Source organism: Pelosinus sp. sgz500959 (genome assembly GCF_042610375.1).
Lineage (GTDB): Bacteria > Bacillota > Negativicutes > DSM-13327 > DSM-13327 > CTSoil-075.
Genome location: NZ_JBGJZL010000007.1, coordinates 92,454 through 111,283, shown reverse-complemented (window position 1 = coordinate 111,283; position 18,830 = coordinate 92,454). Strand labels below are relative to the sequence as shown.

Annotated in this window: 15 protein-coding genes; 3 read left to right on the top strand and 12 right to left on the bottom strand. The window is 37.5% G+C overall.

Annotated elements, in window-relative coordinates:
• Window positions 1–109 precede the first annotated feature (109 nt).
• Window positions 110–1,303, top strand: coding sequence for a MalY/PatB family protein (locus ACAN52_RS12615; RefSeq protein ID WP_378955226.1), 1,194 nt, complete (start codon window positions 110–112; stop codon window positions 1,301–1,303).
• A gap of 63 nt (window positions 1,304–1,366) precedes the next feature.
• Here ACAN52_RS12615 and ACAN52_RS12610 read toward each other — a convergent pair whose 3' ends face one another.
• From ACAN52_RS12610 to ACAN52_RS12575, 8 genes are all read right to left on the bottom strand, one after another.
• Window positions 1,367–3,274, bottom strand: a complete 1,908-nt coding sequence (locus tag ACAN52_RS12610; protein WP_378955224.1) for a heavy metal translocating P-type ATPase — start codon at window positions 3,272–3,274, stop codon at window positions 1,367–1,369.
• 2 nt (window positions 3,275–3,276) lie between these two features.
• A complete protein-coding gene (locus tag ACAN52_RS12605) occupies window positions 3,277–3,696 on the bottom strand; it encodes a MarR family winged helix-turn-helix transcriptional regulator (RefSeq protein WP_378955222.1) in 420 nt (139 codons plus the stop codon).
• A 245-nt stretch (window positions 3,697–3,941) separates the two neighbouring features.
• Complete coding sequence (dapA, locus tag ACAN52_RS12600; RefSeq protein ID WP_378955220.1) at window positions 3,942–4,820, bottom strand: 4-hydroxy-tetrahydrodipicolinate synthase; 879 nt, start codon at window positions 4,818–4,820, stop codon at window positions 3,942–3,944.
• Between the two features lie 211 nt (window positions 4,821–5,031).
• Window positions 5,032–7,035, bottom strand: a complete 2,004-nt coding sequence (locus tag ACAN52_RS12595) for a methyl-accepting chemotaxis protein (RefSeq protein WP_378955218.1) — start codon at window positions 7,033–7,035, stop codon at window positions 5,032–5,034.
• A 117-nt stretch (window positions 7,036–7,152) separates the two neighbouring features.
• On the bottom strand, window positions 7,153–8,136 hold the full coding sequence (locus ACAN52_RS12590; RefSeq protein ID WP_378955217.1) for a Gfo/Idh/MocA family protein: 984 nt from the start codon (window positions 8,134–8,136) through the stop codon (window positions 7,153–7,155).
• A gap of 154 nt (window positions 8,137–8,290) precedes the next feature.
• Window positions 8,291–9,214, bottom strand: a complete 924-nt coding sequence (locus ACAN52_RS12585) for a helix-turn-helix domain-containing protein (protein WP_378955215.1) — start codon at window positions 9,212–9,214, stop codon at window positions 8,291–8,293.
• 23 nt (window positions 9,215–9,237) lie between these two features.
• On the bottom strand, window positions 9,238–10,470 hold the full coding sequence (gene fabF, locus ACAN52_RS12580; RefSeq protein ID WP_378955213.1) for a beta-ketoacyl-ACP synthase II: 1,233 nt from the start codon (window positions 10,468–10,470) through the stop codon (window positions 9,238–9,240).
• 331 nt (window positions 10,471–10,801) lie between these two features.
• The gene (locus ACAN52_RS12575; protein WP_378955210.1) at window positions 10,802–11,287 is read right to left on the bottom strand and encodes a CBO0543 family protein; all 486 of its coding nucleotides are present in this window, start codon (window positions 11,285–11,287) and stop codon (window positions 10,802–10,804) included.
• A gap of 308 nt (window positions 11,288–11,595) precedes the next feature.
• Between ACAN52_RS12575 and ACAN52_RS12570 the strand changes: the two genes are divergently transcribed.
• Together ACAN52_RS12570 and ACAN52_RS12565 are read left to right on the top strand one after the other, a co-directional pair.
• Window positions 11,596–12,453, top strand: coding sequence for an epoxyqueuosine reductase (locus ACAN52_RS12570; RefSeq protein WP_378955208.1), 858 nt, complete (start codon window positions 11,596–11,598; stop codon window positions 12,451–12,453).
• A 425-nt stretch (window positions 12,454–12,878) separates the two neighbouring features.
• Window positions 12,879–14,285: an amino acid permease gene (locus tag ACAN52_RS12565; protein ID WP_378955206.1), complete on the top strand. Its 1,407-nt coding sequence runs from the start codon at window positions 12,879–12,881 to the stop codon at window positions 14,283–14,285.
• Between the two features lie 217 nt (window positions 14,286–14,502).
• On the opposite strand, the gene ACAN52_RS12560 is transcribed toward ACAN52_RS12565, so the two are convergent.
• The 4 genes from ACAN52_RS12560 to ACAN52_RS12545 form a co-directional block, all read right to left on the bottom strand.
• A complete protein-coding gene (locus ACAN52_RS12560) occupies window positions 14,503–15,594 on the bottom strand; it encodes a methyl-accepting chemotaxis protein (protein WP_378955204.1) in 1,092 nt (363 codons plus the stop codon).
• 246 nt (window positions 15,595–15,840) lie between these two features.
• Window positions 15,841–16,302 (bottom strand): cupin domain-containing protein, encoded by a 462-nt coding sequence (locus ACAN52_RS12555; protein WP_378955203.1) that lies wholly within the window; start codon window positions 16,300–16,302, stop codon window positions 15,841–15,843.
• A 65-nt stretch (window positions 16,303–16,367) separates the two neighbouring features.
• Window positions 16,368–17,642 (bottom strand): MFS transporter, encoded by a 1,275-nt coding sequence (locus ACAN52_RS12550; protein ID WP_378955202.1) that lies wholly within the window; start codon window positions 17,640–17,642, stop codon window positions 16,368–16,370.
• Window positions 17,643–17,861: 219 nt separating this feature from the next.
• Window positions 17,862–18,812: a phosphoglycerate dehydrogenase gene (locus ACAN52_RS12545; RefSeq protein ID WP_378955200.1), complete on the bottom strand. Its 951-nt coding sequence runs from the start codon at window positions 18,810–18,812 to the stop codon at window positions 17,862–17,864.
• Between the last annotated feature and the right edge of the window lie 18 nt (window positions 18,813–18,830).

Here is an 18,830-nt window from a genome sequence, read left to right as displayed (position 1 = left end):
CAGGCTGTTTTACTTGTAGAGAATCTTTTCTTCACCATCTGCAAAAGGAATTATAGGAATTACGAAGAATAATGAATAATACATTGATAAGTTAGGTGGTAATTTAAGTATGAAATATGATTTTGATGCTGTACTCGACAGAACTAAGAACTTTGCTGCCAAGTATGATGAGGTTGGTAAAAAATTTGGCCGCGATGACCTTATCCCGTTATGGGTAGCAGATATGGATTTTAAAGTAGCGCAGCCAATTACAGAAGCGATTCAAAAACGTGCAGAACAAGGAATTTTTGGTTATACCTCTAGACCTGATTCTTACTTTCAATCTATCCAAGAATGGCTTACTAAACAACATGGTTGGACAACAGATACTAAATTAATGCTTCATTGTCCAGGAGTTGTCCCTTTCTTGAGCATGATGATCCAATACTTTACACAACCTGGCGATCGTATTATTATTCAGTCCCCAGTCTATTATCCTTTTTTTGATGTGGTTAAAAGCAATGGGCGAACATTAGTAGAAAATCCTTTAAAACTAGTGAACGGACACTATGAAATGGATTATGATCATTTAGAAGAAGTTGCGAAAAAAGGTGCTAAATTCCTTATTTTATGCAGTCCTCATAATCCAATCGGACGAGTATGGAAAAAAGAAGAACTCCTCCGTTTGGGAAATATTTGCCTAGCTCATGGCATTCGTGTCATTGCCGATGAAATTCATGGTGACTTAGTCTTCTCTGGACATAAACATGTCCCTTTCTCCATGCTTTCTGAAGAATTCGCAAAGAATACCTTTACGTGCATTGCCCCTAGTAAAACCTTTAATTTAGCAGGTCTACAAGCATCAATTACCATTTTCCCTAATGAAGAAGATCGAAATAAGTTTGACCAGATACTTGGAGATCTAGATATCAGAAGAAATAATTGTTTTAGCGTCGTGGCAACGGAAGCCGCTTATCGCTACGGAGAGGAATGGCTTGAGCAAGTAAAGGAGTATATTGAAGGTAACTTTACTTTTATTCAAGACTACTGCCAAAAAAATATCCCACAGATTCAACCTAATTTTCCTGAAGGTACCTATCTATTATGGATTGATTGCCGAGATTTAGGAATGAATAAGGATGAACTTCACTCCTTTATGATTGATGAAGTAGGAATTGCCTTGGATGACGGTTTTTGGTTTGGTGATGCCTATGAAGGTTACATGCGCTTAAATGCAGCTTGTCCGCGTAGCATCATCGCAGAAGCCCTAACGCGCTGGAAAAATGCGATCGAAAAAAGAGTCCGCTCATCCACTTTTAAATAAGAAAAGCTCATGTAGGAATTCTTACGAGAATCCTTACATGAGTTTTCTTTATTTTATCAGATATCATTCAGTTCGTAATAAACGTGCAGAGTTCAATACAACAATAATCGCTCCAACATTATGTACAATAGCTGCTGCCACAGGTCCCAATAAACCTAAAGCGGCTAAAATAATCGCAGCAAAATTGATTATATTTGCAACCGCAATATTTTGCCAAATTGTACGAATGGCCTTTCGACTTTTTCGTATGGTTTCAGGTATCTTTTTTAAGTCATCTGACAATAAAACAACATCGGCAGCCTCAACAGCTACATCGGTTCCTGAATATCCCATGGCAATTCCAATATCGGCCTTAGCTAAAGCTGGAGCATCGTTTATTCCATCTCCAATCATTGCGACCTTAAAACCTAAACGTTGATATGTCTCAACATATTCGACTTTATCAGCCGGTAATAAATCACCATGTATAATTGGAATATTAACTTGCCCTCCAATCGCATTTCCTACCGCTACCCCATCTCCTGTTAGCAATACGATTTTTTTAATTTTTTCATCAACTAATGATGCAATAGCAGCTTTAGAATCTTTGCGTATGAGATCTTGTATCGTCAAAATCCCTATCAACACACGATTAGCCGCAATAAAAACAACTGTTCCACCAGCTTTTTGATTTTCCATAGAATATTCTTGTTGTTCTTGCGTGAGAGCGATATGTTGACTTTCGATTAATAATTGATTCCCTAATAAGAAATCATGATCATCTTTTTTGGCTACTATGCCTTGCCCCACGATAGGTTCCCAGTATGTTGGTTCAACCAAAGACACATTCTCTTTTTCTGCGGCCTGAATAATGGCTTTTGCCAAGTGATGCTCTGATCTTTTTTCTATACCAGCTGCAATCGCCAACAATTCATCTCTTTGCCAGCCATTGTAACAACGAATATCCTTTAAGGACGGCTTTCCTAAGGTTATTGTGCCAGTCTTATCAAATAAAATAGCATCTAAGGAACCTATTTTTTCTAATATTTCCCCTCCTTTTATCAAAATCCCACGGCGAGCAGCAGCCCCAATCGCAGCAGCTACAGCAGTGGGAGTACTTAGTAACATGGCACATGGACAAAATACAATTAAAATAGTGACTCCTCTTACAATATCGCCTGTCACTAAATAGACAAGTACGGCAATTAACAAGCTTAAGGGTACAAACCAATTTGCCCAACGGTCAATAATTCTAGCACTCGGAGCCTTACTTGCTTGCGCTTCTTTAACCATTTTAATGATATGACCTAAAGCCGTATCTTGACCAACCTTTGTTGCGACAATTTCAATACTTCCCATCGTAACGATCGTGCCGCCAAAAACATTAGCCCCATTACGGCATTCAACTGGGATTGACTCTCCTGTGATCGTCGCCTGATCAACTGTCGCATAACCCCCTATCACCATTCCATCCACGGGAATCTTTTCTCCTGGCTTGACTAGTAATTGATCGCCTAACTTGACCAATTCAGCAGCAATTTCCCGTTCCCTTCCATCCTCAATAATACGGGCTTTTAAGGGAGCCAGCTCCGCAAGTTTTTTCAATGCAGTATTTGATTTTTCTAAAGTAACATGTTCTAGCATTTCTCCGATGGTCATAATCAAAGCCACTTCAGCCGCTGCAAAATATTCTCCAATGGCAATTGAAGCAATTATTGCGATACTAACGAGTAAGCCAACTTTGGTATCTCCACGTTTATAAATAGCAATCACTGCTTCTTTTATGATGGGTAAACCACCAATGACCGCTGCAATAAGTGCCGTATTTATCCCTAAGATCATCGGTAACCATTCAAACCAATAAGTAAGCAATAAAAAGGATGTAAGGGCGATTACAAGATAGTCTTGTATATGACTTCCTTCTCCATGTCCTTCATGACCACCGCAGTCATTTATCTCTGTTTGTTCGATATGACTTCCCCGGCTTTCCATACCTAAAACGCCTCCACATTAATTTTTTTAAGTATTTTTAGTAATTGTTCATTTTCTTCATTTGAGAGAACTGAAGATATTTGCTCAGTTAAATTGTAATGATATTGATGATGTTCCGAGAAGGCTTGCTGACCTTTTTCAGTTAACGTAATTAAATGAACGCGTCGATCTTCCTTAACCGCCCCTCGTTTGGCATATTCTTTCTTTTCCAATCGATCAACTGTAACGGTAGTCGTACCGGTCGTTACCCCTAGATGCTGCGAAAGTTTTTTCATATTCATTTGGCCATATTGACCCAGTATTTCAATGGCATGAGCTTCCGAAACAGTCAAATCACTCGTTTTAATGACTGAGTTTTCCCAAGAAGAAAAGCCATTAAAAAAAGTAAATAATTCATGAGTTAATTCATCTAAAGAATCCATTATCAGCATCTCCTTTGATATCCATATAATTTGAATTTAATATTGTTTGATCTTCAAACTAATAATATGTTATAAAATTAAGTTTGTCAATTTTTTTATCTTTCTACTTAGAGCAAAAAAATAAGCCTGAACCCTTTGATAAAGGTTCAAGCTTATTTTTTCGAATTAAGAGTGATATATGATGTTAAAGATACATTTCTTCTAGAGTGATCTCACATACAGTGTATAAGAGATGATTCGATTAATTAGATCAATCCATACGCTTTCATTTCAGTACGAAGAAGTTCAAGATTATTGTCACTGAGTTCAGTTAAAGGCATACGACATTGACCAGCTTGAAAACCTAGTAACTTTACAGCAGCCTTAATCGGAATAGGGTTTACCTCACTAAATAATGCTTTAATCAGATTCAGCGTCTGAAGCTGCAGCTTAATGGCACCATTAACATCACCTTGAAAAAAATTCGAAACCATGTCATGGGTATCTTGTGGGATGATATTAGCCATAACGGAAATGACTCCTTTACTCCCTAGTGACAGCATAGGTAAAATTGCATTGTCATCACCTGAGTATATCGAAAAATCTTCACCGCATAAATTTACCACATCGCCAACTTGCCCAAGATTGCATTCTTTGATCCCAACAATATTATCAATCTCAGATAATGCTTTTATTGTATCAGGATTCAAGTTTAAATTGGTTCTACTCGGTACGTTATAAAGAATCATTGGTATTTTAATATTGTCAGCAATGAGTTTAAAATGCCCATATAATCCTTTTTGTGTCGCTTTGTTATAATATGGAGTAACTGATAAAATTGCGTCTGCACCAACATCTTCCGCTGCTTTCGATAATTCGATAGCATGACGAGTATCATTACTGCCAGTACCAGCAATGACTGGCACACGTTTGTTAATTTTTTCTACTGCAAACTTGATCACAGCAATATGCTCATCATCTGGCATAGTAGAAGCTTCTCCTGTAGTCCCACAGACCACAATCGCATCTGAGCCACCTTCAATTTGAAACTCAATCAGCTTTTCTAATGTTTGATAATCAACACCCTCTTCAGTAAATGGAGTTACAATAGCTACTGCAGAGCCGATAAATAATGGTTTTTTCATTGTATAGCCGCCTTTTACTTATATTTCATATATCAAAATCATTAATATTATAATTATAGCCTAAAATCATAAAAAAAGGAATTGATGAGTTTACTTTATACTGTTTCCAATTAAAATTACCATTTATAATCCCCTCTTCAAAATAATACTTCGCCCTTGTAAATCCATAAAAAAAAGAGCCTTACGGCTCAAAAAAGTGACGATAGAATCGCTACATTTTAAATTTATGTACAGCATTTTGTAATTCTTCGGCCATTTGGGCCAATGCTTGACTGGAATGAGCGATTTCTTCCATGGAAGCTGATTGCTCTTGAGTCGCTGCAGATACTGTTTGTGTTTCTAACGCAGTATCTGTACCGATACGATTAATATCTTGGACAGTTGTAACTATTTTTTGGCTGCCACTAGCAATTTGCTGAATGGCACCTGATATTTGTCTAATTTGACCAGACATTTGCTCTACTGAAATGGTAATGTTATGAAAAGCTTGACCAGCATTATTGACAACTTCTGTACCGATCCGAACTTCTTGTGTACCATTATTCATCCCTTCAACGGCTCTAGCTGTTTCGATTTGTATATCACTAATCAAAGTGGCAATCTGCTTTGCAGCGCTCTGGGATTGTTCGGCTAATTTGCGTACTTCCTCAGCTACCACGGCAAAACCACGGCCTTGCTCGCCGGCACGAGCGGCTTCGATCGCAGCATTTAAAGCTAGAAGATTTGTCTGACTAGCAATCCCAGCAATAGTATCAATAATTTGACCGATTTCTTTGGAACGTTCGCCAAGAACGGCTACAACTTGGCCAGAGCTTACAACGGCTTTTTCAATATGGATCATTTGTGCAATCGCAGTATCGATTGCTTTGCCACCATCTTTAGCAGTATGAGCTGTTTGATCTGAGGCCGCTGAAACGATATTCGCCTGCTCAGCAATTTGCTTAATATTAGATGACATTTGACTCACGATTACAGTAGCTTCACTCGTCGCGGCCAGTTGCCTATCTGTATCCGTTGCTACTACGGTAATAGAGTTTGCTACTTGATCGGCAGCGCGTGATGACTGCTCAGAACCTGCCATTAACTCTTCAGAGGAGGCAGCAACCTGTTCTGAAGTAATAACAATATTTTGGATAATCTGCTTGAAGTTGATCTGCATCTTAGTAAGAGCTTCTGATAATTGATTGATTTCTAGAGCACCTTGTGCTGTAATTTTTCCAGTTAAATCACCTTCTGCAAGTTGCCCAGCATTGAGAGCAAGTTGCTGTAAAGGCTTTGCAATACCTCTACCAATAAAAAACGCTGTGACTCCTGCGCACAATACGGCTAGCAAGCTGAGTAATACAGTAATGATTAAGGATGAAATGATTGTGCTTTGCAATTCTTTTACGGGCATATAGGCAGCAATACCCCAGTTATACTTAGAGATAGGAGCAAATACGGTTAGAGCCTCTATACCATCAGTGTTAAGAGCCGTCATATTACCCGACTGACCACTCAAGACCTTATTAATATAGCTAAGTTCCTTAACACTCTCTTTTTTTAAAACCCGTTCTTTATCAGGATGAGCAATCAATACACCTTGTTTATCAACGATATCAATGTATCCCGTATTTCCGATTTTAGCGCTATTGGCAATCTCTTGAATGGCATTCAAACTGATATCAGCTGACATTGTTCCAATCACAATTCCGGCTTTATCTTTAATCGGAGTCGATATAGTAACACATGGCGCCTGGGTTGATACTGAAATATAAACATCTGAAAAATAAACATTTCCTTGTATAGCATTTACAAAGCTTGGTTTACCTGCTTGATTTTTTAATTCACCTGAAGTTCTGATAATCTGCATTCCCGTGCTGTCATTAGCAATGATCAATTCAAATTGTGGATTTTGTTTTTTCATTTCTATGATTGCAGTTTTAATGGCTGCAGTATCGAGTGTATTATTCGTAGTGGATGCACCAATAGCAGTAGCTGTTGTTATCAACGAAGCGCGAGAATCATCTAAAAGACGTTCAATTTGATTAACTAATTGACTGGTGATTACTACATTATTTTGGACAATGGCCGCTTTTTTTTCTCCAATCGTCCGATAAGCATTAACGCTACCTACAACGCAAGTAGGTAATAATGCAAACAGCACCAACAGTAGAATAAGACGTAAGCGTAAGCTCGTCGCGGATTTGAAAATTGAAATTTTATCTAGAAACATAGTCCCTCCTGATATTTTGGTATGATTTATATATAAAAGACAAAACTCCTACAAAATTTTTGTTCAAACTTTTGTAGGAGTTTTGCCATTATGAGAAATGATATTCTCAAAACTTTCTTATTCCCAAGGGAAAATGAGCCCCAAATCTGAACGAACTTTATCCATTAAAGTCATAATCGCAATCGTATTTTCATGCGTCATAATATTACTTTCTGTAACTTGAGCTCTCAAGCATTTTTCCGTTTCTCTGATTTGATATTCAAAACCATTTACGATAAAAGGGAACTCTTTAACATACTGAGTACCATCATCTAATACGACTTTAAAGCTTTGCAATGCAGAGAATTCAGGTAGTATTAGGTGACCTTTTGTACCAAAAATAATAGCCTCTTGGTTAATAATAGAACCAATCGTTGCAATCAAATTTGCCGTTACACCATCTTCATATTCTAGCATAATGTTATTAAATTGATCTGTTCCATATTCGCCAATAATTCCGCTGGAATATACGTTCTTAGGATCATATCCTAAAATCATGGCCGCAACACCAATCGTATAAACTCCAATATCTAAAAGTGCTCCACCAGCTAGTTGTGGGTCCATTTTTCTTATATACCTTGCACCCGGTGGAGCAAATCCATATTGCGCTCTAAAATGAGTGATCTTACCAATGATACCACTTTTTATAATTTCATGTAATTCTTGATAAGCAGGTAAAAACTTTGTCCAAAAAGCCTCCATGATGAAAAGGTTCTTTTCTCTTGCTAGCTGTATCAGCTCCTTGGCTTGTGCAGCATTCGTAGTGAATGATTTTTCGCACAATACATTTTTACCATTTTCTAAACATAATTTTGCATTTTCATAATGGGAGGAATGAGGAGTCCCAATATAGACTACATCAATCTCTGGATCTTGGGCTAACTCCTTATAGGTACTATATGCTTTTGAAATATGATAATCAGTTGCAAATTGTTTTGCACTTTCTTCGTTACGTGATGCAATAGCAATGATATTTCCACAATCTGCTAATTGTGCAATGGTTGTTGCAAACTTTTTGGCAATTGTACCTGTTGAAAGAATACCCCAATTTATGTTTTTCATCTTACCAACCTACCCTTTCATTGATTTTACTCTAATGAATAAAATGCCTATTCACATGTTATCTTTATTTTCCAAAAAAAACAAGTATCTTATCATTAAACCTTAGCAGTGTTTAAGAATAAGATACTTGTTTCGGTGCACTCAGTATGGTCACCTACTCGTCAATATAATTTATAGGACTCATGATACCATTCCTATCATTCTCCATAATAGGTTGATAGATATCCAGTTCACAATAGTTATCTTTTGATAAGGAAGTATCGATGTATTCAAATCGAAAAGTATCTGCAAATTTGAAACCTGACTTAAAAATCCATTTGGAATACATATGAACTAACAATCGACCGACTTGTCTGCCATTAATATCATTAGGATGAAAAAAACCAATAAAACGAAAGGCCACATATTTATGCGCCGGTATTGAAATCCCCTTCATGCCTTCTGGTATCTGAGATAAATCGGAGACTTGAAGAGAAGGGATATAATAAATATATCCCTCATCATTCTGGCTCCAATCTGTATAACCAAAATATACTGCTGGATTGATTGCATTTATTATTTTATGTTTATGATTATAGTAAAAATCATTCCCATAAGCATTGGCAGTTTTATCTCCTGATTTACTCACTATTTTATGCTGATTGCCAATTAAATAAATCTTCGGTTTATAAACAAAAAATGGCTTATATATAATTGAATTATTTACAGATAAAATATCATGTATATTTAATTTTTCCTTAATGATAACTGATAAATTCTCTAAACGTACTTTTAAAGGGGTATGACCAAATTTTTTGCGAAAAGCCCTTATATAAGACTGTTCATAATCAAAACCATAATCTAACGCAATATCAATAATTCTCATATTGGTATGAATCAGCTCATTAATACTTGATGAAAGTTTTCGTGACTGGACATACTCCATTAAAGATTCACCCGTTAATGACTTAAATACCCTATGCAAATGATATTTTGAGATTCCTGACTGGTGAGCAATATCATCCAACGTAATTTTATTATAGATATTATTTTCAATATAATGAACACATGCTGCTACAATTTCTTTCATATCGACCATAACCTTTGACCAGCCCCCAAACTTTAAAAAGCTTTTAAAACTAGTGTTGCATTATGTCCGCCAAAACCAAAGGAATTACTTAAAGCATAGGATAGAGTTGCCTTTTTCCCTTCATTTGGAACATAATATAAGTCACATCCCTGATCTGGAGTATTATAATTAATCGTTGGTGGTAAGAACCCATCTTGAAGAGCAGATGCGGTTATGATAGCCTCGATGGCTCCCGCAGCTCCTAATAAATGACCTGTCATCGATTTCGTTGAACTGATCGGAAGATCATATGCATACTTTTGAAAAACAGCTTTTATTGCATCTGTTTCATTTTTATCATTCAATTGAGTTGATGTACCATGAGCATTGATATAACTAATATCATAAGGTTTTATTCCTGCATCTTCAATCGCTAATTTCATACACTGAGCCGCCCCATCTCCCCCTTCAGCAGGAGCAGTAATATGATAGGCATCATTGGTGCAACCATAACCCACAATTTCTGCAATAATCTTTGCCCCTCGTTGCAAAGCATGATTCAGTTCTTCAATAATAAGGGTACCTGCCCCTTCTCCAAGTACAAATCCATCTCGCTTTAAATCAAAAGGCCTAGAAGCAGTCGCAGCATCCAAATTAGTAGTCATGGCTTTCATTGCACAAAAACCAGCTAATGCTAATCTTGTAATGGCCGCTTCCGTCCCACCAGCAATCATCATATCAGCAGCATTTCTTTGAATAATCTTATAAGCATCACCAATGGCATTCGTCGAGGAAGCGCAAGCTGAGACAGTACATTCTGTAAATCCTTTGACTCCATATTTAATCGCAATAAGTCCCGCAGCTATATTAGGCAACATCATAGGCACCAAAAAAGGACTAATTCTACTAGTGCCTTTTTCTAAAAGCACACTATGTTGATTTTCAATGGTTTCGATACCACCAATCCCTGTTCCAATCATCACACCAATACGCTCTTTATTGACTTTAGCAAAATCAATATTTGCCTGTTCAACAGCCATTTGCGTGGCAGCCATCGCATATTGTGCAAATCGATCCATCCGCTTAATTTCTTTCTTTTCCAAAAACTGATTGGGATCAAACTCTCTTACCTCAGCCCCTACTTGTGTGGGTAAATCAGATACGTCAATTCTCTCAATTCTATGGATTCCAGATTTCCCCTGCTTAATTGACTGCCAGAGTTGATCTGCACCACACCCTAAAGAAGATACAGTTCCCATGCCTGTAATAACTACACGTCTATTCATCTTAGAGCCCTCCATGTTCATTTATTATTTTTCCCGTTGCACAGGATAATTTTCCAACAATAATATATAATACCTTACTAACTGTATCATATATATTATTTAAAAATGAACAACTCTTGCTTTCGTGTAGTCAAAAGCTCACAAATACAATTCCATCTTATTAAAAATCCAGTCTAAAAAATTCAAGCCATGGCAAGCTAGGTTTAATATAAATAAAGTGATTGAGAACACTTTCTTCTCAACCACTTTATTTATTTCATATGTATCACTATTGACTCACCAAGTATCAGCGATTTTGGTTCTACCACTAATAAGAAAAAGACGAGTTTTCTCATTTGTATCTGAAATAATCACATCCCCAACGGTAGAAAGCAATGAAACTACGAGAAATTAAAAATGTAATTGTTAACGTATAAAAAGTAGTCAGCCAACTCCATTCTATGTATTCAATTAAGTCAGTATATCGCTCTAAGGGATATTCGATTGCCGTTATACCTGCGCTGAACAGCAGAGCATAATAGACAATCGGCCATAAGCCTCGTTGCCTAGTCACTTGATTATACAAAATACATAAGATGGGAAATACCCATAATTCAAAGAGTATACTAGTTTCATAATAATGGGGCAATAACCGGATAGGATATTTTATTAAATTTAGGCTAACAACTGGACTGCCCCAAATTAAATCTAAAAGGGCCTTAAATAAAAAAACTACGACCCACTCTCGAAAATACTTCCAATCCACAACAAAAATAAATAACAATAAGCTAATGACTGCCGCTACCATACTAATCATTTCTTCTAGACCGAAATTCATGATTACATACCTCCTAGGAGATATTACCCGCTCTTTAAGATCTTTAGTTCTTCATTTTATAACTTTTATATTTATTAAGTTATCCTAAAAGCTTACTACCTATTCTATAAAAACTTACTTTCTTGTTTACTCTATATTTCATAAGTATAACTCCAACATAAAGCAGGACTCAGCTAACAGAGTAAAGAAATGAGTATATATTGTCCCAACATATGCTTTTCGCATTAAAAGAACTAGCAAGATAAAAGCGGAGTAGAATGTTTTGGGAAAGTAAAAATACCGTATTATATAGTAAAGGAGTGACATCAGTGAAAAATGAGATTATTTCTAAAATAATGGAATTTATCAGTACCTCCGAATTTAATAAGTTACCGAATACAGAAATAAAAATATATGATTCTCCCCTAATAGGATTTGCCGATGTAAACAATAATCTTTTTGAAAACTATCAACAAAAGATAGGTCCCTTTCACATGACACCACAAGAATGGTTTACTGCAGAATTTGAGAATAGCTCTCTATCTGATGGAACAGTCATATGCTGGATACTACCATTTAGTGAGACCATCTTAAAAAGCAATTATTTAGAAAAGGAACTTCCGTCAAAAGAATGGGCTCAGGGCAGATTCTATGGGGAACAGTTTAATGATATACTTAGACAATTTGCCGTTAGCCTAATCACTAAAATGGGGTATCGTACAATTGCCCCATCTTTGAGTTCACACTGGAAAAGAATTTATTCCGATCATATCGGACATGCATCAACCTGGTCTGAAAGACATGCTGCATATGCTGCCGGTCTAGGAACATTCAGTTTAACTGATGCATTAATAACTGAATATGGCATGGCAATGCGTGTTGGCAGCGTAATCACAGAATTGGTACTCGCTCCTTCCCCTATTCCCTATAAAGGAGTGTACGATAATTGTCTGCATTATAATTCAAATCGTTGTGGGGCATGCATCCACCGTTGTCCAGCTGGTGCTATCTCCCTCAAAGGACACAATAAAGATTTATGTTTTGCCTACACACGCGAAAAGGTGATGCCAGCAGTCAATGATGTCTATGGGGTTACGACACCAAGCTGTGGACTTTGCCAAACTAAGGTTCCTTGTGAAAGATCGATTCCAAAATTACCAAAAACTAAGGTATCTGTAACGCCTTAAATATATTGTGGTCTCAGCTATTTGGGGGCAATATTTTGCAACTCAACTTTATTTAAAAATTTCCAAAACAGAATTGAATCTTAATGGCTGAAAAGAAGTGTAACCATAAAAAAAGACTTAGCCTGTGGCAAGTCTTTTTAACAGTTATAGCAACGATTTTCTTAATCGAAGCATCCAAACAAAGTATTATTAATAAAAACTTTTGTTCTTTCATCGCGAACTTTCATTAAATATTATTATTTTTTTACTACTTTTTTCGTATTTTTTAGAAAAAAGCGGGTATCTATATTTGAAATTTTCTTGCACATGTGTTATATTGATACCCGTGTAAACGGTTTATCGTGCAATTGGAATACATCATCGACTGATGAAATCCTTTTTTCGGATATCACCGTCAATTATTATTACCGAAAGAAGGGAATCTGATGAGCCTATTTAGAACCAAAAGCCTTTCCTCGTTCCAAAAAGACGCGAACAAACAAACTTTGAAGAAAAATATGGGAGCCATGGATATGCTTCTCCTCGGAGTCGGATGCATCATGGGGACTGGAATCTTCGTATTCACAGGTGTTGTCGCTGCCAAATATGCTGGCCCTGGTATTGTAATTTCACTCTTACTATCCGCAATAGCCTGTGTATTTTGTGCATTATGTTATTCCGAAATGGCCTCTACCGTACCATTTTCCGGAAGCGCGTACACTTATTCCTATGCAACACTAGGTGAATTCATGGCCTGGATCGTCGGATGGAGTCTAGTTCTCGAGTACTCCCTTGCTGCGAGTTTAGTCGCTGCTGGTTGGTCAGCTTATACGACTGGACTTTTTAAATCTGCTGGCATCGACCTTCCTAAAGCTTTTACTGCAGTTGCCGCCGACGGCGGAATCATGAACGTACCCGCCATGTTAATCTTGCTCTTTCTAACGATATTACTGGTGCGCGGTACGAAAGAAAGCGCGACCATGAACAAAATACTCGTTGCAGTCAAACTATTAGCAGTATTTATCTTTTTATTTTTGGCTGGTCCTAAAGTTAACACTGCAAATTGGTCTCCCTTCATGCCCTTCGGCTTTTCTGGGGTAATGACTGGGGCTGCTACTATGTTTTTAGCTTATATCGGCTTTGACTGTGTGGCAACAGCCGCTGAAGAATGCAAAAATCCTAATCGTGATTTGCCCATTGGCATCATCGGTTCTCTATTTATCTGTGCAGTTCTCTATATCTCCGTTGCCGCTGTGCTCACTGGAGTCATACCCTATCAAGAATTGAACAATGCAGAACCAGTGGCTTTCGCCTTACGACAAATTGGTTATAATATGGGTTCTGCTTTGGTTGGCACTGGTGCGATCGCAGGCCTCACTACCGTATTATTAGCAGTCATGTATGGACAGTCTCGCGTATTCTTCGCTATGTCTCGCGATGGATTAATTCCTGCCAGCATCTGTAAAATACATCCAAAATATGGTACTCCACACGTTATTACTATCATCTCTGGAATCATCGTCGCAGTAATTGCAGGCCTCACTCCAGTTGATATTTTAGCAGAACTTGTGAACATTGGTACTCTTTTTGCTTTTCTTGCAACGGCTGTCGGCGTACTCGTATTGCGTAAAACAGCTCCTGATGCCCATCGCCCATTCCGCTGCCCAGCTGTTAACTTTGTTGCTCCGGCAGCCATTATCTGTTGTGCTTATCTAATGTATAGCCTGCCAATTCAAACATGGATTCGTTATTCTGCTTGGCTGGCTATTGGTTTGGTCATTTACTTTGCATATGGTTACCACAATAGTACTTTACAAAAATCTAACAAAGCTGTACTAAAAAAAGTCGTATAAAATCAATAATCAACTTATAGATAAAGACTAGAAAAACCATAATTTTGTGGTTTTCTAGTCTTTATTTTTTAAGAAAATTCATGCTGCCCCCTTGTTCTCTATACCTTTTCATTACAAACTCAATGCCATTTCTTTTAACAACAGCACCTTTAAGCATTTTGAAATCATAAACAACGATCAGAAAAAGATAATCTTATAATTTTTTTTACCATTTATGTTATTTTAACTGCGCGGCATGGATCATTTCTTCACTGACAAGTTTTAACTCATTAATCATCGTAGTGATGGATTGGGTGGCATTCGCTTGTTCTTGGGTATTTATTGCTGTCTGTTGAGTATTATCGATTGCCAAGTCCATGGATGACTTCATCTGTTCCAGCATCTTACCGATGCTCTTGACCGCTGTTGTACTTTGATCGGACAACTTCCGAACTTCTTCAGCTACTACAGCAAATCCACGACCTTGTTCACCAGCTCGTGCTGCTTCAATAGCGGCATTGAGGCCCAAAAGATTAGTCTGAGTAGCAATCCGCCGAACAGTATCTACGATTTGAGTAGTATTATTGACGTCAACTGATGCCTGCTCTGAATTTTTTGTTACTTCTTGCATAGAGGATGCTAATTCTTCTTGAGAGGCATTCAATTCTTCTACTATCGCAGCAATATGAGTGATTGAATCGCTTAAACGTTTGACTTGATCTAAGAGGATTTTATTTCTATTTTGCTGTTTTAACAATGTCACCCGTTGAATCAGTTTACATGAGGATTGGATGTTAGGTAAACGATTATCATAGGGGATAACTTTTACGTTTTCTTTTAAATATTTACTATATTGAGTATAAAGGTGCGCATTTTTATCAATAAATAATTTTGATCCAATGATATAATCCGCACGACTTAATCTATTTCTAATTTCAGCATCGTCCATCTCTTTGAAACCGATATGATGATAGTCCAGATGTTTGATGCCATAATATAGGCACTTATTCACGATTTCCTGACAACCTGCCTGATTGTTATTATAAACAACTACAATTGAATGCGCTGGAATGCGATTAACTGTAAAATAAAATTCAACGGGTGGTTCCAAGAAAAGTGCTACAAGTTTTTCTTTCGCCACAAGACTTTGGGCCTGCTCATAAAAAGTGGCAGGACAAACAACTAAATCAATGTCCTTTCGATCCTTTAGTTCACTATTGATCGTTGTTATGATTTTAACATCTCCAAGCAATTCTCGCACTGCATGGGCATGTTCATCTGCGGTCGCCTGTCCTCCCGCAGATACTAATACTCTCAAAATTGCACTCATTATCAGTTGCCCCCTTACGCGTTCTGTACTCTCTTGTCTATACCCCGAGGGAACATACATAAAACAAGGGCTTTTCCTTGTTTTTCACAAATGTAAATTTTTTTATTTTTTTACAATACAATATTTATAAATTCCAATCGTCAGGAATGGAATATACCCATTCCTGACAAGCTAACAACATAGATGTACTATTTTTAATACATTCTACATAACCTTGAAGTGCAACATACAATGCCAATAACTATATTATCGATCAATCCAAATTTTATCATCGCCACCAACTTGAGGTGGAGTATGGATAGAAACTAACCACATATCTTCATTACTGCGAAAAGCATGTGTTACACCACGGGGGCAAATATGAACATCTCCTTCTTTAATAGGTGTCCATTCACCATTTAAATATACCTCGCCTTTCCCTTTATAAACAACTACGATTTCATCAGCACTCATATGAATATGACGACCATCTCCTGGTCCTGGCTTATTGACTACTAAACGGACTTGACCACGTGGTGACTTGAAAATCGTATCCGCACGAGAAATAGCGCCCTCTTGAACCGGATGAGCAATAACCCATTGATCGATATTTTCTAACACTGCAGACTCTGGAGTTGAATCCACCAATGCTTTAGCAACTGGAGCTGCCAAAGCAATAGAAGAAAATGCGATCAATAGTAGTAGAGTTATAAATAAACTTTTTTTCATATGAGTATAACCTCCCTGATATTCATCATTTCACTATACCGAACATTATAAATATTGCAAATAAATTAGCAAGCAACCTTGTTTGTCGCCTCATCGGATGATGAAGTTTTAGTGATCAATGTTAATATAACGGCAATCACTAATGAGCTTGACATAAAGATATAAGATGCACTTGGACTACCAGTGGCAGAATTCAAGTAGCCTACAATATATGCTCCTATGAAAGAACCCAAAGCCCCAAAACTGTTAATTAACGCCATAGCTCCCCCTGCCACATTCCTAGGTAAAATTTCTGGAATGATTGCAAAAAATGGGCCATAGGGAGCATACATCGCACCACCAGCAATAACAAGCAGACTATACGATAACCAAAAATTAGATGATCCAATTATATAAGATCCAAAAAAAGCAATTGCGCCAATTAATAAGGATACCCAAACAAAACCTTTACGATTTTGTGTCCGGTCAGAATAATAAGATACGATTACCATCAATAGGGCAGCTAACGCATAAGGTACTGACGAAAGCCAACCTGCAGCAACAATGTCCATATTGGACGCTGATTTTATAATAGAAGGCAGCCACATGACAAATCCATAAACACCAATACTCCAAAAGAAATATTGAAAAGCAAGAGTAATGACTTTAGGAGATTTGAATGCTTCTTTGTAGTTTTTCACTGGTTTTAAACCTTTTTGTTCTTCTAGCAAAGCTTCTTCAAGGTCTTTTTTCTCTGTTGTAGTAAGCCATTTTGCATCTTTAGGATGATCGGTTACCATCATCCACCAAATACCGGCCCAAATGATCGACGGAAGACCTTCAATAATAAACATCATGCGCCATCCAAAAGAATTAACAAGATATCCCGATACAATAGACATCCATAACACAGTAATTGGATTTCCTAAAATAAGGAAAGTATTAGCCCGTGAACGTTCTTTTTTAGTGAACCAGTGACTTAAAAAGACCAGCATAGCGGGCATAACAACACTTTCAACGACTCCTAACATAAAGCGAATCACATATAATACAGAAATGTCATTAACCATACCTGTTGCTGTCGCCAGACCGCCCCACAAAATTAAAGTCCAAAAAACTAATTTTTTAGCACTTCGATTTTCAGCATAGAGAGCACCTGGAATTTGAAAAAAGAAATATCCTAAGAAAAATAACGCACCGAGTAATGAGGATGCCGACGCAGTAATATTCAAATCTCTAGCAAGACCAGATGCTGCCCCAAAACTGTAATTGGCCCGGTCAAGGTAAGCTAAACTATAAGTGATAAACGCCAATGGAATCAGTTTCATCCAACGTGATTGAGCTAATTGTTTCATTTCCATCTTACTCTCCCTTTTTTATATACTTTCGAATATTCGATCATTAGCAATTGAATTTCCCTCTGACTCTTACTATTGAATTAGACTTTACATCTTATTTGCTTTACTCACTCCTTTCCTAATAAAAAGCCTCGATCTTCCCGACTGCAGCTACATCACACTCAGTAACCAAAAACTCTGTATGTAACTGCAGAACGAGACCACTCCCAAAAGTTTATTATATTACCTCACAGGATAGTGGGGTGGCTTACCGGTTAAAACGGCAACTACATCAGTTGCAGCCATTACACTCATTCTAGCTACTGTTTCACGAGTATTTGATCCAGCATGTGGAGAAAGAACAACATTGTTCATTTTAGAAAATCTTTCATCTTGAAGGGGCTCCACTGCAAAAGTATCCATACCTGCACCAGCAATGATACCTTCCTGCAGAGCCTTAATCAGATCTTCTTCAACAATAAGATCTCCACGCGCTGTATTGATCAGTACAGCCGTATTCTTCATATTCTGCAAGCTTTCTATATTAACCATACCAACAGTCTCAGGTGTAGAAGGGGTATGCAGGGAAATAAAATCAGCTTTTTCAAATAGTTCGCTTAGTGGAACATAGCTAACTCCATACTGGGCAGCAAAATCGCTGTTAGGCCAAACATCATAAGCAATAACATTCATCTCAAACGCAGCTGCTCTTTTAGCAACTTCCCTGCCAATATTGCCTGTTCCTACAATCCCAATTGTTTTGCCTGATAGCTCAGTTCCTGTAATTCGCTCCCATTTACCCTGCCGTACCAATCGATCCATTGCAGCAATATTACGAGCAGCAGACATCAATAGTCCCATCGCCAATTCGGCGACTGCTTTAGTCAAAACACCTGGTGTAAAGGTAACTTGTACCCCATGACGTTTTGCAGCAGCAACATCAATATTGTCATATCCTACACCATATTTCGCGATGACTTTAAGACTTGGTAATCCTGCTGCAATGACCTTCTCTGAGACTTCATCTGTGCCTGTAATTAGAGCATCCATGCCTGGTATTAATTCTAATAGTTCTTGTTCCTTTAATGGTCTTCCAACTGGATTCCAAGTAATGGAATATCCTTTAGACTCTAAGATTGTCTTTGCCTCAGCACACAAAGCAAAAGACCTTGCTGTTACTAAAACTTTTACCATATCACTCATCTCCCTTAT

Bases quoted from the DNA above. Each gene is read 5' to 3' on its own strand.
- ACAN52_RS12615 (WP_378955226.1), top strand. From the start codon at position 110: ATGAAATATGATTTTGATGCTGTACTCGACAGAACTAAGAACTTTGCT.
- ACAN52_RS12610 (WP_378955224.1), bottom strand. From the start codon at position 3,274: ATGGAAAGCCGGGGAAGTCATATCGAACAAACAGAGATAAATGACTGC.
- ACAN52_RS12605 (WP_378955222.1), bottom strand. From the start codon at position 3,696: ATGGATTCTTTAGATGAATTAACTCATGAATTATTTACTTTTTTTAAT.
- dapA (WP_378955220.1), bottom strand. From the start codon at position 4,820: ATGAAAAAACCATTATTTATCGGCTCTGCAGTAGCTATTGTAACTCCA.
- ACAN52_RS12595 (WP_378955218.1), bottom strand. From the start codon at position 7,035: ATGTTTCTAGATAAAATTTCAATTTTCAAATCCGCGACGAGCTTACGC.
- ACAN52_RS12590 (WP_378955217.1), bottom strand. From the start codon at position 8,136: ATGAAAAACATAAATTGGGGTATTCTTTCAACAGGTACAATTGCCAAA.
- ACAN52_RS12585 (WP_378955215.1), bottom strand. From the start codon at position 9,214: ATGGTCGATATGAAAGAAATTGTAGCAGCATGTGTTCATTATATTGAA.
- fabF (WP_378955213.1), bottom strand. From the start codon at position 10,470: ATGAATAGACGTGTAGTTATTACAGGCATGGGAACTGTATCTTCTTTA.
- ACAN52_RS12575 (WP_378955210.1), bottom strand. From the start codon at position 11,287: ATGAATTTCGGTCTAGAAGAAATGATTAGTATGGTAGCGGCAGTCATT.
- ACAN52_RS12565 (WP_378955206.1), top strand. From the start codon at position 12,879: ATGAGCCTATTTAGAACCAAAAGCCTTTCCTCGTTCCAAAAAGACGCG.
- ACAN52_RS12560 (WP_378955204.1), bottom strand. From the start codon at position 15,594: ATGAGTGCAATTTTGAGAGTATTAGTATCTGCGGGAGGACAGGCGACC.
- ACAN52_RS12555 (WP_378955203.1), bottom strand. From the start codon at position 16,302: ATGAAAAAAAGTTTATTTATAACTCTACTACTATTGATCGCATTTTCT.
- ACAN52_RS12550 (WP_378955202.1), bottom strand. From the start codon at position 17,642: ATGGAAATGAAACAATTAGCTCAATCACGTTGGATGAAACTGATTCCA.
- ACAN52_RS12545 (WP_378955200.1), bottom strand. From the start codon at position 18,812: ATGGTAAAAGTTTTAGTAACAGCAAGGTCTTTTGCTTTGTGTGCTGAG.